The sequence below is a fragment of the Bdellovibrio sp. HCB117 genome (assembly GCF_047305915.1).
Taxonomy (GTDB): Bacteria; Bdellovibrionota; Bdellovibrionia; order Bdellovibrionales; family Bdellovibrionaceae; genus Bdellovibrio; species Bdellovibrio bacteriovorus_B.
Window position 1 is genome coordinate 1,146,857 of record NZ_CP178622.1, and the last position, 15,572, is coordinate 1,162,428.

General features: G+C 44.6%; 11 protein-coding genes. 5 read left to right on the top strand and 6 right to left on the bottom strand.

Annotated elements, in window-relative coordinates; genetic code table 11:
- Positions 1–2: 2 nt before the first annotated feature.
- From ACLWBD_RS05525 to clpS, 4 genes are all read right to left on the bottom strand, one after another.
- A complete protein-coding gene (locus tag ACLWBD_RS05525; protein ID WP_413569912.1) occupies positions 3–2,213 on the bottom strand; it encodes a tetratricopeptide repeat protein in 2,211 nt (736 codons plus the stop codon).
- An 83-nt stretch (positions 2,214–2,296) separates the two neighbouring features.
- Complete coding sequence (gene htpX, locus ACLWBD_RS05530) at positions 2,297–3,193, bottom strand: protease HtpX (RefSeq protein ID WP_063209230.1); 897 nt, start codon at positions 3,191–3,193, stop codon at positions 2,297–2,299.
- A gap of 66 nt (positions 3,194–3,259) precedes the next feature.
- Positions 3,260–5,587 carry an ATP-dependent Clp protease ATP-binding subunit ClpA gene (gene clpA / locus ACLWBD_RS05535; RefSeq protein ID WP_063209232.1) on the bottom strand — a complete coding sequence of 776 codons (2,328 nt, stop codon included), beginning with the start codon at positions 5,585–5,587 and terminating at the stop codon, positions 3,260–3,262.
- Positions 5,584–5,937 carry an ATP-dependent Clp protease adapter ClpS gene (gene clpS / locus ACLWBD_RS05540; protein WP_253720845.1) on the bottom strand — a complete coding sequence of 118 codons (354 nt, stop codon included), beginning with the start codon at positions 5,935–5,937 and terminating at the stop codon, positions 5,584–5,586. Before clpS ends, clpA begins: the two co-directional genes overlap by 4 nt.
- Positions 5,938–6,153: 216 nt before the next feature.
- Here clpS and ACLWBD_RS05545 point away from each other — a divergent pair, with 216 nt between their 5' ends.
- The 5 genes from ACLWBD_RS05545 (at position 6,154) to ACLWBD_RS05565 (ending at position 13,360) form a co-directional block, all read left to right on the top strand.
- Positions 6,154–6,750 (top strand): type IV pilin protein, encoded by a 597-nt coding sequence (locus ACLWBD_RS05545; RefSeq protein WP_413569914.1) that lies wholly within the window; start codon positions 6,154–6,156, stop codon positions 6,748–6,750.
- Between the two features lie 3 nt (positions 6,751–6,753).
- Positions 6,754–7,440, top strand: coding sequence for a hypothetical protein (locus ACLWBD_RS05550; protein ID WP_413569917.1), 687 nt, complete (start codon positions 6,754–6,756; stop codon positions 7,438–7,440).
- Between the two features lie 133 nt (positions 7,441–7,573).
- On the top strand, positions 7,574–8,692 hold the full coding sequence (gene dnaJ / locus ACLWBD_RS05555) for a molecular chaperone DnaJ (protein WP_063209236.1): 1,119 nt from the start codon (positions 7,574–7,576) through the stop codon (positions 8,690–8,692).
- Between the two features lie 388 nt (positions 8,693–9,080).
- A complete protein-coding gene (locus tag ACLWBD_RS05560) occupies positions 9,081–12,959 on the top strand; it encodes an RHS repeat domain-containing protein (RefSeq protein ID WP_413569919.1) in 3,879 nt (1,292 codons plus the stop codon).
- Positions 12,944–13,360 (top strand): hypothetical protein, encoded by a 417-nt coding sequence (locus tag ACLWBD_RS05565; protein WP_063209240.1) that lies wholly within the window; start codon positions 12,944–12,946, stop codon positions 13,358–13,360. The genes ACLWBD_RS05560 and ACLWBD_RS05565 overlap by 16 nt, the downstream gene beginning before the upstream one ends.
- 9 nt (positions 13,361–13,369) lie before the next feature.
- Here the strand turns inward: ACLWBD_RS05565 and ACLWBD_RS05570 are convergent, their stop codons facing one another.
- Positions 13,370–14,296, bottom strand: a complete 927-nt coding sequence (locus ACLWBD_RS05570) for an ACP S-malonyltransferase (RefSeq protein ID WP_413569921.1) — start codon at positions 14,294–14,296, stop codon at positions 13,370–13,372.
- A complete protein-coding gene (locus ACLWBD_RS05575; protein WP_413569923.1) occupies positions 14,293–15,528 on the bottom strand; it encodes a ferritin-like domain-containing protein in 1,236 nt (411 codons plus the stop codon). Before ACLWBD_RS05575 ends, ACLWBD_RS05570 begins: the two co-directional genes overlap by 4 nt.
- Between the last annotated feature and the right edge of the window lie 44 nt (positions 15,529–15,572).

Consider the following 15,572-nt stretch of genomic DNA (forward strand, 5'->3'; position numbering starts at 1 on the left):
TTTTAAAGCTGCTGACTGATACTTTCTTCTTTCACAATGTCTTTTTTCTTATTCGATTTCAAAGAAAGAAGTTCTTCCGGGAACGGTGTTCCCGATGTCGTGTTCAGAAGTCTTTGATAGAAGATGTAATTTCTCATCACCAATTTGATGTAAGCGCGAGTTTCTTCGTAAGGGACTTCTTCGATAAATTCAACAGAGTCTTCGCGGAAGCGGGTTTTCAACCAACCGCGGATCGCACTGTCATTGGCATTGTAACCAGACACAGCCAAGATGAATTGATCGTCGTACTTTTTCATTAACGACTTTAATTCAAAAGCACCCAGCGGGATGTTGATCTCTGGTTTAAACAAGTCATTGGCTTCGGAATATTCTAATGAGTTTCTTTTCGCTAATTGTTTTGCCACGCTTGGCAGAAGTTGCATCAAGCCGAAAGCATCGACCGAGCTGCGAGCTTCAGGATTAAATGCCGATTCTTGACGGATGATCGCATAGATGAACGCCTGAGGAGTTCCGCTTTTATCAGAAGCTTGCGCGATGATGTCTGAGAACGGCTGCGGGAATAAAAGATCTGGATGATCGTTCAAGAGGCGATCTTTCACAGAAGAATCCAATGCGCCAATCGCAGAGAATAGTGGAAGGTAAAGACCTGTGCGCGCGTAGCCAGAAGAAATCGCAAGCCAAGTTTCTTCTGAAGTCACTTTCTTCTTTTTTAAGTCCTCAACCGCGATGTTCAAAACTTTTTCAGCGAAAGGTTTTTCGTCGACAGAAATCAACCATTCCGTTGTTAAACGCATTTGCGGATCTAGCTCCGAAACGCCTAGAAGGCTTAAACCTTGAAGTTCTTTGTTGTCGATCTTAAGTGGCGTGAAGCTCTGTTTAAGTTCACGAACAGCTAAAACGCCGTAGTAACCTAGTGGATCTTCTTTAATCAAACCTTGAAGTTCGTTTTGAGCATCGGAATTTTTACCCAGCTTTTCTAAAGAGCGCGCTAACCAGAAGCGAGCGCGTGATTTGTCAGCAGGATCTTTCACAAGATCGCGCATCTGCTCAAAGCTTGTTTTAGCCTCTTCCCATTTTTCTAACTTGTAGTAGTTCCAAGATTTCAACCACGCGATTTTATCGCGCAGGCCTGGCAAGCTGACAGGTTGTTGGTAGCTGGCCTCGAAGTATTCTATAGCCTTTGTGAAGTTGCCTTTTTCTTCGTCAATACGTCCTTGGATAAAATAAACTTCATCCATCGGATAGATGCCACGAAGCAGGCGGTGAGTTTCGTTTAAAACTTTCACGGCTTGTGAAGTTTGATCTTCTGTCCAAAGCGTTTTAGCAAAAAGGACTTGAGCATCGTGATAGCGCGCAATCGCACGGCGATCTTTTTTGTTTTTTTGGAATTGCTTTTTAGACCAATTCACAAGGTCAGCCGTCGCGTTGATATAATCCGAACGCTGTTGCGCCACCTTGTAAGTCTGACGGATGTTTTTCAATGTTTGGAAATATTCATCCGGACCCGTTTGTTCTGACGCCAAGATTTTTTTATAAGTCTTTAGCGCATGGTCGAACTCACGATGAAAGCGATAGTCCGAAGCCACATTGCTTAAATCTTTTTCTAAAGGAAGCGGATTTAAGCGCGGGGAGTTTTTGTAAAGCGCCGTTTGAATCTGCTCGACGTCTTCTTTGGATTCAGACTTCTGAGCCGCAAGAAGAGCTTTCAGGTAAAATTCTTCTTTGTTCTTCTTGTTGTTGTCCAAGCGAGCTTTTTCAACATAAGCGGTCATGTCGTCGCGTAAGTCCGAAGTTTCTAAAGCCTCTTTAAGTTTAATATCAACCATCAGGTCGCGATACCAAGGCACCGTGCTGCTGGGAAGCTCGGCTAAGGCTTTATCGTTCACACAAGTCTCGTAAGCACGAAGCAACGCCAGATCATGAAGGGGAAAGTCGTTTTCTGACGACAAAGACTTAAAGCCTTCGCAAGCTTCTTTTGGTGCGGACGTTTTTTTGGCCATCGCCAAAGTGTAGGTCTTCCACCAACGAATATTGTCCTCTTTAGCTCCGACTTCTAATTTTTCTAAATCAGAAACTGGAGCATTCTTCCATTTGCTAATGAAATTAGGAACAGGTGGAGTTAAGCGTTTGTCGATTCGCGTGTCTAAACGCGATGTCGTAGCACAACCTAAGATGACGGAAAAAAATGAGAAGGCGAGAATTATTTTCGGCATAACCCGTTTAGGTTATGCCGATTTGTGGAATTTAACAACCCTGACTCAGACGAAATATCAGGTTATTTAACAAAACGCGCCGCTTAGATACGGCCCGTTTGAAGAGCTTGGATACGAACTTCAAGAGGCGGATGCGTCATGAACAATTTCGCAATTCCACCTTTGTCGCGATTTGAAATCATCAAAGTCGCTGTCTGACCTTCCTCTGGAGGAATTGGCAGATCATAAACTGAACGCAATTTTTGCAAAGCCGCAATCATATTTTCGCGAGAAGAGTACTTCGCGCCTCCCGCGTCCGCACGGAACTCACGGCGACGAGAGAAGTAATTCACGACGATAGATCCCAACAATGTGAACGCGATGTCGCCTAGGATTGTCACCGCAAAGCGAACAATCTCACGATAGCGCTCTTCCACGTTGGAAGCGACCAGGTTCGCCAAGATACGAGAGAAGAACATCGCAAAGGCATTCACGATACCTTGGATCAAAGTCATTGTGACCATGTCTCCGTTTGCGATATGCGCCACTTCGTGGGCCAGAACTCCATCAAGTTCTTTTTCATTCATTCTTTGCAAAAGACCTGTAGAAACCGCAACTAGAGAGTTGGATTTAGATGGTCCTGTCGCAAACGCATTGATGTCGACAGATTCGTAGATACCGACTTCAGGCATTTTGGAAAGTTGCGCACGACGAGCAAAGTCGTGGACTTTATTTACCAAGGCGCGAAGTTCTGGGTTTTGGTTGTTAGGCTCGATGATTTTTACACCATGGAACATTTTCGCCATCCACTTCGACATAAGCAAAGAGATGAAGGCGCCGCCCATACCCCAAACCAAACAGAACGCCATCAAGAATGGGATGTAAGAGTTAAGACCTGCAAGACCAAGGAATCGGCTCACAAGAGACCAAACGATTCCGATCGTCACCATGACAAGGACGTTTGTAAGAACAAATAAACCGATACGTTTTAAAAATGCCATTTATGCACTCCTTCTAGAGTCACCATTAATAATGATAACTCTAAAAGGAATGTCAATGCCATCACATCACGTCGTGACGGGTTGTTTTTGATTCTTTTGACCAGTGCCGTTAGGGGTGGTGCTAAAATGGAACTTCAAAATATCCTTTTCCAGTTCCACATTGACACGTCCACCGTCGACCAGGCGTCCAAAAAGTAATTCGTCGACCAAGGCTTTTTTCAGATGCTCATCCACGGCACGCGCTAAAGGACGGGCACCGTAAACTTTGTCGTAGCCTTTTTTCATTAGCCACTTAATTACTTCTTGAGAAACATTCAGTTCCACTTTTTTCTCGAGAAGAACCATTTTTAATTCGTCCACGAATTTTTGAGTGATCTTCGTGACCATGTCCTCGCTGAGATCACGGAAGGACACAACCGCGTCCAAACGATTGATAAACTCAGGAGAGAACGCTTTTTTAATGGCATCCATAGAAAGTGAACTGCGATTTTCTTCCACCATGCCGATCGTGCCGCGCGAAGTTTCTAAAGCTCCGGCATTTGAAGTCATAACAAGGATAACGTTTTTAAAGTCAGCAACACGTCCATTGCTGTCGGTGAGGCGACCGGCATCCATGACTTGCAAAAGAATGTTGGTCACGTCGGTATGAGCTTTTTCAATCTCATCCAGTAAGAAAACTCCATAAGGATTTTTCGTTACGGCCTCTGTTAAAAGACCGCCTTCTTCATAACCCACATATCCCGGAGGCGCACCGACTAGGCGAGCAACCGCATGCTTTTCCATATACTCAGACATATCAAAGCGCTCAAAGTGAACACCTAGAATCTGTGCAAGTTGACGGCACACTTCGGTTTTACCCACACCCGTAGGCCCGGTGAAAAGGAAGCTGCCAATAGGTTTATTAGGTCGCCCCAATCCGCTGCGAGAAAACTTGATACTTGAGACCAAGCGATCGATGGCTTCGTCTTGACCGAAGATCAAAGCTTTTAATTTTTTATCAAGATCACGCAACTGCGTTTTTTCACTCGAAGAAATACTTGCGATTGGAAGACCTGTCATCTTCGCGATGGTCTCTTCCACTTCAGGTGCATCGATCTTCACATCTTCAGCGTGTTCGAATTTTAAGCGGAAGTGAGCTCCCGCTTCATCCAAAACGTCGATGGCTTTATCTGGCAGAAGCTTTCCATGAATGTGCTTTTGCGATAACTCAACCGCCGCACGCAGAGCTTCTTCTGTGTATTGGACCTCATGAAATTCTTCATATGATTTACGAAGACCACGGAGGATTTTAACAGCATCTTCGTTGGAAGGTTCGTTGATATCAATTTTTTGGAAGCGTCTATTTAGCGCACGATCTTTTTCAAAGTACTGACGGTATTCCACGTGAGTGGTCGAGCCAATACAGCTGATATCGCCACTTGCTAGAGCGGGCTTTAACAAGTTTGAGGCATCCATAGAGCCTCCGCTTGTTGCACCGGCACCCACGATCGTGTGAATTTCGTCGATGAATAAAATCGCGCCTGGACGTTTTGCGATGTCTTTCACGACAGCTTTCAAGCGTCCTTCAAAATCCCCACGGAATTTCGTTCCCGCAAGCAATCCACCTAAATCTAAAGAGTAGATCACAGCGTTTTTAAGTTTTTCCGGAACATTTCCTTGCACGATTTTTTGTGCAAGTCCCTCGGCCACGGCCGTTTTACCAACACCGGGTTCGCCGATAAGCAGAGGATTGTTTTTCGTACGACGACACAAAACTTGAATCGTTCTTTCGATCACGTCTTCGCGACCAATCAATGGATCCAATTTTCCAAGCTTGGCTTTGTCGTTCAAGTTGACACAGAAACTTTCAAGCGGAGAGCTGCGACCTTCTTCATAAGATTCGCCTTGATATTCGCTTGAACGGGGAGCCGCAGAAGGAGGAATGTCGTGTTCCTTTCCATCTTTTGTGATCCCATGGGAAATATAATTAATGATGTCAAATTGAGTAAGACCTTGTCGCGCCAGAGCGAAAGTGGCGTGAGAATCTTGCTCGTAAAAAAGAGAAACAAGCAAACTGCCTTCACTGATTTGATTGCGGCCAGCACTTTTCATTTGGATGGCAGCACGTTGAATCAGACGGTGGCAGGCGAGGGTGAATTCGGGAGTCCAGGAATCAAAACCACCATACGATGACAACTGGTCATCGGTGATTTGAGGAATTCCTGATTTCAGATGATCGCGCAAATCTTGACGAAGTTTTTGCACATTAACGGCGCAAGCTTCGAGGATCTCTACCATCAGAGGAGATTCGGTTAGCACCAACAAGATGTGCTCTAACGTCACGAATTCGTGATGGTGGCGTTTGGCGAGTTCAGTTGCTTCGGCGAGCTTCCGCTCAAGTTCGCGGCTCATCATGCTTCCTCCTCCAGTGTACTTTTTAGGGGATACTGATTGAGTTGCGCGAACTGATTGACTTGCATCACCTTCATTTCCGCAATCTCCAAGGAGTAGACCCCGGCGACACCTGCACCCTTCTTATGTACATCTAACATGATTTGCGTCGCTTGCTCCTCTGTTTTCGCAAAAAAACGACGCAATACAAGAACCACAAAATCCATCGGCGTGTAATCATCATTAAGAAGAATTACTTTATACATCTTCGGAGTGTCTAGTTTTGGGACAAGCTGGACGCCAGCCTCTCCCTCCGGACTCGAGAATGGATAATTACTGCCGTTATTATTATTGTCGTTGTTTCCCATACTCATAAGTCTACTACCTCACGACTCAATTTGAGCACTCTTTAAGACTTGGCAAGTCGGGGGTCCTAATAAAGCTATTCGTTAGTCGAGACTAGCTCTGAAAATGATGATGCAAACTCATTGCAATTTATGCTGTCTGATTCGAGACAGTCACTTGCAATAAGCATTTAATTTTGACACACTTATGTGGGTAAGCAGAATTAAAGAACCATGGAGGTCTTAATGTTGTTCTCTTCTAAGAATTCTCAACGCGGTTTCTCGCTCGTTGAGTTGATGGTTGTGGTGGCAATCATCGGTATCCTCGCTGCAATCGCAGTTCCATCTGTAAATAAATATATGGCGAAAGCTCGTCAGTCTGAAGCTAAGACGAATTTGTCTTCATTGTATACGGCTGAGAAAGCTTTTTATTCTGAGTATAACACGTACGACAGCCGTTTCGCGGCGGTTGGTTATACGCCTGAGGGTTCGCTTCGTTATAATGTTGGGTTTTCTGATGCTGGTAAGCAAGCAGGCAATGCAGAAGGCTACACTACAACTCCGGCGAACGTGGCGTTTGCAGCAGCGACATATTGTGGTGCGGCTGGTGTATTTCAGAATGGTTGTACATTGTTGAATGGCGCTACGGGGGCTGCTCCACCAGCAATTACGAATGCTATGTGTCCTATTAGTTCGAGTGGTGTTGTGGCAAACTGCCAGACGAGAGCTGACAGCTTTCAAGCTGGAGCTGGTGCGCAAATCCAAACCGGTGGCGCGGCTCAAGACTTTTGGGCCATCGATAGTTCGAAAGTTATGAGAAACACAGTTATCGGTATTCAATAGTTAATGAAAACTACCGTTGAATCTACTTTTGATTTCAACCTTAAAATCCCCAGTATTTTACTGGGGATTTTTGCTTTAGCGGTCATTGTCTTTTCCCAGTTCTTCGCGGCAAGTTCGTTAAAAAAGGAACGCGCACTGATAGCGCCTCCGCCAAATCTTCAGCATTTTTCGTTTGGTTATAGTGAAGCAATGGCAGATCTTTTTTGGATTCGCGCGGTTCAAGATTTCGATTATTGTGATCAGCAAATCGCACAAAATGTATGTCGAAATAATTCATGGCTTTACAGCATGCTAGATACCATCACGAATCTAGCACCCAAATTTCGCATTCCCTATGCGGCAGGTGCGTTAGCATTGACCGTTATCATCACTGATGTTGACGGTGCGACAAAGATTTTTGAAAAAGGCGTTAAAGAATTTCCGAACGATTGGCGCATCTCTTACCGCGCAGCTTATCACTACCTGTATGAAGTGAAAGACAACAAACGAGCGGCGGAATTATTAATTCAAGCGGGTAAAAACGGGGCTCCTCCATGGGTTTTCACCTTGGCCGGCCGACTTTATTCCGACTCTGGCAATATGGAACTTGCCGAAGCACTTCTACAAGAAATGAAGGACACTCAGCAAGATCCCACGCTGATAAAGCGTCTTCAGGACAAAATCGATTCCATGAAAGCCTCTTCTAAGTAAGAAGCAATGCGTCCAATGGCTTTTTAAGGCCGAACTCTCGCAGAAAATTCAAGCAGGCATTGACGGATCCTCATTCGTCACCATATTTTGATTTGCACAGCACATTCAATAATTTAGGACACGAAAAACGAAAATGGCTCAAAGAGACTACTACGAAATTTTAGGCGTTGCCCGTGAAGCAGACCAAGACACGATTAAAAAAGCTTATCGTAAATTGGCGATGCAATTCCATCCTGATAAAAATCCAGGCAACAAAGAAGCCGAAGATAAATTTAAAGAGGCTGCCGGAGCTTACGAAGTTCTCAGTGATCCAGATAAGCGCGCGAAATACGATCGCTTCGGTCACGACGCGTTCACAGGCCGTGGCGGTGGTGGAGCTGGCTTCACCGATGTGGAAGACATCTTCTCTCATTTCGGCGATATTTTCGGAGACTTCTTCGGTGGAGGCATGGGTGGACAACAACGCCAACGCCGCGACAGAAATTCACCACGCCGTGGTTCTGATTTAAGATACGTCACTGAAGTCACATTGAAAGATGTGATCACAGGTTTAGAAAAAGAAATCGAATTCGATACCGATAAAAACTGCGACGACTGCAAAGGCTCTGGCGCAGAAAAAGGTTCGCAAGTTACGACATGTACAATGTGCGGAGGCTCAGGCCAAGTCGTGCGCTCGCAAGGTTTCTTTGCAATGGCTTCGACATGTCCTCAGTGTCAGGGGCAAGGAACCACAATTAAAAATCCTTGTAAGTCCTGCAAAGGTAAAGGCCGCGTCGCTGAACATCGCAAGATCCGCTTAAACATCCCAGCCGGTGTCGACACAGGCACAAGACTGCGTGTAGCTACAGAAGGTGAGGGCGGCTACATGGGCGGCCCTCCAGGAGATCTGTACGTAGAAATCCGCGTGAAGCCCCACAATCACTTCGAGCGTCGTGGTGATGACTTGGTCGCAGAGCTTTCTGTTCCGTACGTACAAATGCTTCTAGGCGCAGAAATCGAAGTTCCAACGGTCACGTCAAAAGCGACCGTCGAAGTGCCAAAAGGTTCTCACCCTGGTGATACAGTTAAACTTCAAGGCGAAGGCCTGCCGTCATTGCGTGGAAATCGTCGCGGTGATATCTACTTCCACATCAATGTGCAGCTACCAGATAAGCTGAATAAAGACGAAGAAAAACTTCTTCGCGAAATCGCCAAAGCCCGCGGGTTGAAAGTTTCCCCAGAAGGCGGCGGATTTTTTGGAAGAAAAAAATAAGAAATTTTAAAAAGCTGAACATCCGTTCAGCTTTTTTGTCTAAGCTTGTTAAATGCATCCGTGTACTGGCCGAATGCAAGCGGTTTCTCAATACTCATAAAAAATAGATCCGATAATGCTGCTGCCATCGTGGCAGTGAAAAATAATTCACGTAAGAATTGTCCGCACTTCCACAGTGGAAGTAAAAAACCTCTATTTCGTGGCAAACCATTTTTTTAGCAGGACACAGGTTAACAGCAGTTTTGAATAAGAGTGCTAAGTTAAAAAAAATTGTTTATCGAAATCGTGCATAGTTAACAAATTACGAACAAAAACCAGTTTATGGCATTAAGGCAACTTTTCCTTCAGCCGATCATTGAAACGAAAAAAAATGCGTGAAAGAGGTTTTATGTTCGCACTTACAATAGCACTTCTTGCTTTATCCATTACTAACTTTGCTAAAGCTGCTACCTGTGAAGAAAATAAACAGCAGGCCTTGGCTACTGCTAGGGCAGAATGCTCAGGTTCTGGGTGCTATCCCAATTCATTTTGTTATAGCTATTTAGGATTATTTTTTGAAAGAATTCCGAATAGTCCAACGAACGCATACTCTGTCACTTGTAAAGTAAAGTTTCTGTATCCTAATCAGCCTGAATTTATTTCCTCTACACCCGAAGGAAGTGTCGATGACTGTATTTCAAATTCACAAGTGCATGTGAAAAAAACGTCTCACAGCCAGATGAATTCAAAAAAAGTATGCGGTTCCATAGTTGGCGTCGAGGATCAAACGTTAGGTGAAACCATTTCACTAGTGGGGGCATCTTTTTCCTTACAGTATTCGACAGCGCTATCTCGGGGAAGAACCGGAGATTATACTATCGAGGCTGAGGTAGTGGGAGCATTGCCACGAGATTATCTCACTTCCTTTACCTATGAAGTATTTGACGGTACGACAACAATTCTTAGTCAGACGTTTCTAAACACCCCCAATCAAAACTTTACTTTTGTTTGGAATGGATTAGATCTTAGCTCTAATCCCGTCTTCGGCCCTAGAAAATTCAAAGTAGACAGAACTGAAACTTCCCCTGTCGGATCCTTTACCTATCCCGAAGAATTTTACCTAGGTAGCTTTGATGCTTCCAAAATTGGACTCGGTGGATGGCTGCCTTCTAATTTCCATTTATACAGCTATGCAACGAACAAGTTGTATTCAAGTGATGGTAGCGTAAGGCACGTGGTTGCACAGCCTCTCGGGGGGCTCCACTATGTTGCAGATCTAAGCGGAGATCTCGTGTATTTTTTCGACTCTACAGGAAGGCAGGTTTCCACAAAATCAGGATTTTTGGGCTATACAGTTTATTCTTTCAATTACGATGTCCAAGGTCGTTTAATAAGTATTGCCGAGCCATTCGGAAAAACTACCTATTTTAATCGCGACCTTTTTGGAAATTTGACAGACATCGCCGCCCCGAACGGAAAAATTACGACTGTAGGGCTGGATAGCAATGGTTTCATTTCGTCAGTTACAAATCCTAACAGTGAGACATATACCCTGACAAATTCTACAGAAGGCTTACTTCTGTCGTTCCAGAAACCGATGGGGCAGGTCAGCACCTTCTCTTACGACTCTAAGGGGAACCTTATTAGGGACGAGCACTCAGGCGGATATTTTTTTGAACTCGTGAGAAGTCTTACACCTTCATATCCAACAGATATAAATCTAGTATCTCGGATGGGGCGAGTAACTAGAGCTTACGGTTCGGGTGATGCCAAGACCGTCAAACGCACGGTCAATTACTCTGTCGGCGGTTCTGAAGAATATCAATATTCCTCAAATGGTACCACAGCAGAAGAAACAATTGTCGATAGAGGTGTAAGGACCTATAGCTCCTATTCTGTTGATTCGAGATTTGGCGGTACAGCAAATCGGCTAAGCTATGTAGAACAGAGAACACAAAACAGCGCGACTAAAAGAGTAGATAATACATATAATATCTCTCTTAGCAACCCATCTGATCCTTTTTCTATTTCAAACTATTCAGTTACGCAGTTCTTTGATTCTCAATATTTCTCACAGGTAACAACAGTTTTCGATCCAGCAAATAAGCGTTTTACAGCTACTTCAATGTCAGGAAATACTTCAATCGTAGACATTGACGCTTATGAGAGACCCATTCTTTTAAAGAATGGGAATGAAGACAGTATTTCCTTATCTTATACAAATGAAAACCTGACATCCGTTACTCAAGGAAGTCGTAATACCGAGCTCGGATACAATAGTGATGGATATATTTCTACTATCACAAATGCGCTAAATCAGGCGACAGGTTTTATTTACGACAGTGCTGGAAGAATTACTTCTAAGGTTTTATCTGATAGTCGTGTAATAGGATTTACTTATGATTCAAATGGCAGACTTGCATCCATAACTCCACCAGGTCGCAGTGCGCATTTTTTCGCGGTCAATGCAAGCGAGCTTCCTTACACTTATAACCCTCCTTCGCTTTCTGGAGTTACAAATGTTCAGACGGCTTACGCTTATAACAACGATAAGCAGCTAACTCAAATCTTGAAACCTTCCGGTGTCGTTATCGATGTTAACTACAACTCGACAAATGGACGATTGCAGTCCTACGTTACGAGTGAAGGAACTTACAGTATTTCAGTTGATTCAACCTCTGGACTGCCAAGCTCAGTTAGTGTGCCAGGGGGACAAAACGTTTCGATCTCGTATAACGGCAAAATTCCTTCGTCTGTCTGGAGTAACGATACGATTGGCGGATCTTATCTTTCCCTCGGCTATATACCGACATTTACGACAGGCAATCTAATTTATTCAGACGAAATTTATCAGGGTGGTAGTTTAGGTGTCGTAAATTATACGTTCAATGCCGACCGTAAGTTAGAGTCTGCGGGTCAGCTATCTTTAAGCTACTCGTCACCGAATGGTCGCCTTTCAGGAACTGTGATCGGCAATTCTCCAAATAATATTGGTGATACTTTTAGCTATAACTCGTTTGGCGAATTAACAGGATACGATGCGAAGTACGGTACCAACAGCATATTGGCATACACTTTAAATAGAGATGCTCTTGGTCGGGTTGCGTCTAGAACGGAAACTGTGGGGGGAGTAACGGACACGTTTGAATATACTTACGACGACGTGGGTAGGCTCACTGAGGTAAAGAAGAATTCCATTATTCAGTCTACTTATGGATACGACACGAATAATAATCGAGTTTCCGGAAATGTTGGTTCGCAGACGATCACGGCTAGTTACGATGCTCAAGATCGTATCACGTCTTATAATGTCTTTACTTATGTACATAACACCAACGGCGAAATGATTTCCAAAACCAATACTTTGACGGGAGAAACTACTACTTTCACATACGACTCATTTGGAAATACAAAAACCGTGACGCTACCGAATAGTGACGTCATATCTTATTACTACGATGGCTTATTTAGAAGAGTTGCAAAGAAGGTTAATTCCACGCTTATAAAGCGATGGGTGTACATGGATCAACTTCGGGTTGCTGCCGAGCTTGATGGCGCGGGAAATCTACAGAAACGGTTTGTATACGCATCAAAATCTAATGTTCCCGACTACATGGTAATGTCAGGTTCTTCTTACAGAATTGTATCCGACAGCTTAGGTTCACCTCGTCTTGTCGTAAAAGTTTCAGATGGTTCTGTGCTTCAGAAAGTTACCTACGATGAGTTCGGAAGAGTATTGAGTGACACCAATTCTGGTGCAATTCCGTTCAAGTTTGCTGGGGGGCTCTATGATGAAGATACTCATCTCATTCGATTCGGAGCGAGAGACTATGATCCTAGTATAGGCAGATGGTTGAGTAAGGATCCCATTTTATTCTTAGCAGGTGACTCAAACGTATTTGGCTACGTTGCTCAGGATCCTGTTAACTCCATAGATCCTAGTGGACTATACGAAATATGTACGACCCCGTTGGGCGGGTTCAGTAGCGAATTTGGTCCGGTATATCATCAATATTTATGTGCTAATGGCGTCTGTGGAGGACAAACGCGTAGTGGAAACGCGATAAGCAGCGCAGGAGTGGATTCGAATGATCCTGCGCCAGGCAGCACTGGAGTGAAATGTAAAGAAGGGCCCAAACATCGTCAAGGCTGTATGGATCAATGTGTTGCAGATGCTATTGGTGGTTCTCGACCTCAATATAGCGTGATAAACGTAGGTGGTGCAAACTGCCAAAAATGGGTCAGTGACACAGTCGAGAGGTGTTCGGCGCAATGCAATCGAAATTAAGTTCATTCAATATTATAAAAGCGGTCTGGTTGACGCTTAGTGTGGGTGTTGCCATTTTTGGATTGCTGGCGCAAGGGGATTCGAGTGTTGTTGCCAGCTATCTGATTTGGCTTCTAACGTTGCCATCCGGAATTGCAGTTTATTTCGGTGTATCATTTGCGCTGAGTTTTATCGCAAAAGAATCTTTGGGCTTTGGAGGCCTCTACGATTTTTCACTTACTCTTTTTACTTATTTGCTGGCGATTATATTTGGCTATTTTCAGTGGTTTATCGTCGTTCCCAAAGAAATATACAAGTTGAAGAAAAATAAAACGTCTCGCGCGTGGTTCATTGTTTATTTCATCTTGATTATTTTCAGTGTTTATCTTTTTCTCGGACACATTTTCCCATCTGTCGACTAAAGTTCGCTATTAAAAGCTATCGTAAAGTCGACAAGCGTCTTCAACTTGGATGTCCACCTCCACCGGAATATCCCGCATCAACCCACTCAAGCTCTTACACGGTCCAATATTCACAAACCTCGTAACACCATCATTCCTACAAATCGCCTGCACCGCTTGGTTCCAGTGAATCGGTTTGCAAATACTCAAAAGAAACTCTTCGCGAATCGCAACCGGATCAGAAATCGGCGTGGCACCAAAGCTTGAATACATCGGAATCGAAGGCCGACGAACCTTCACAGACTGAAAATCCTCTCGCACGCATTCCACATAAGGCAGAATGTAACGTGAGTGCGCGGGATACTCTAAGATCTTCATCGTATTCCATGACTTGTCCTTGGCGCGCTCTTCCACTTTTTCCAACTCTTGAAAACGACCGCCAATATTCAGGAATCGGGGAGTCAAACATGACACGTCCACGGCAATATCCGAGAACCATTTATAGTCTTCGTCAGTAAAAACCTGACTCTTCGGAGCAAGAACGCCAATATTCCGTCCGATCTTGTCAATACCGTCAATTTTCTGAGTGAACTTGATATGGTTCACCACCGCATCTTCAAAGCTGTAGGCCTGTGCAAATACCGCGCGCGCGAGGTCTCCTAATGAGCAGCCCATCACGAAATCGGGTGGCCCCTCTTTTTCCGCGAGTTCTTCAGCCACGGCAGTTTGAATACTGCAAATCGCAACGGCCGCAACACTGATGTTCTGAATAGAATAAATATCCTCCACGCTGCCTTCTAAAAAATCTAAGAAAGACATGCGTTGATGAAAATGGTCGCCGATGATTTCTTCGGCGTGATGCAGATATTTTTTTACGCGAGGACGTCCTAAATAGCGAAGCCGATCCGTGCGGCGAAGTAAGGCGTTGAGCCCCGGAAAAATATAAGCCTGCTTCATACGAGCTCCGCCTCATGCTTCCAAGAGCGAGCGGCATACAGGCCGCCTAAAACTTGCGAAGCGGCTCTTTCAAAACAGAGCTCTTCGGTTTGGCGGATCCACTTTAAGACCTCGGGCTTAATGAATCCACGGTCTTTTAGGCGCAAATGCACCATCTGCGTATGCTCGGCTTCGTCTCTTAGAATTTCGTCTAAGATAAAGGCAACATCCACGGAATGCGTGGTCTCACTTAACTGCGCATAGTGTTTAAAGACCCGCATCTCTAGCCCCAAGGCCCCAAAAAGATAGATCTCATCGGGATCAGAAAACTTTTTCATCACATGGCTAAAGTAGGTCACCAGATATCTTTCCGTGGCCTTACGCATGCGCACTTCAAGAACTTTGTACTTTGCTTGCTGCAAGAGCTTGCGACGTCGCAGTAAAACAGTTTGTCTTAAAAGCTGCGCGTGCCTTTTTTCATCACCCACGTGTTCAACCATATCAGCCGGCAATGGAAGACCACGGCGCTTAAAGATTTCTTGCATATGATTTGCCGCAAGTTCCTCGCTATCACCTAAGGCGTAAATCCATAACGAAGTCGCTGCAGAATCCGCACTTAGCACATGACCCAGCTTTTCACTGGCGGTGACGCTCTCTTTGCGTTCGCCGACATTGACATAAGCAGAAATCACATCAGTCATACGTAATACCATTTTATGGCACATCTCTTTTTCGATCGTCAGAAGTTGATTTAAGCAGAGCTTCTCAGCTTGGGGCAAAGTCTCCATCATCTTCTTTCCGAGCTGAATATGATTTTTTTCGTCAGCCAATACGGAAGTTAAAATGGAGCGGATGGTTTCCGAAGGCGTCGCCTTGATAAAACAAGAATATATCTGAAATGGGAACTGCTCGATCGTCAAAGCCCCATGCACGTAAGCATTGAAGCGCGACTTTGCTTGAATCAAGATGGGGTTTCCGAAATAGCCGACAGTGAAACTTTCCGCGATGTTTTGCAACTCCAAACGCAATTCTCGTTCGCGTGAATTACCGGCTTCAGGAAAAGGCCGGACCGCCCATAAGGCATCGCGATGCCGAAGTTCATCTTCGGCATGAGCTTTAATTTCTGAAATAAATTGGGGAGGAGTCGAAGCCGACACATTTCCCAGAATTTGTTTTGCCGCTAAATCCTCCATGTGACCTAACGCCGTTAAGAGCGCCGATTCCAAGCGAGGATCCTGGCAGACTAAAGACATTAACTTATGAATTGAATTATACAGTTGTTCTATTGATGTTCGCA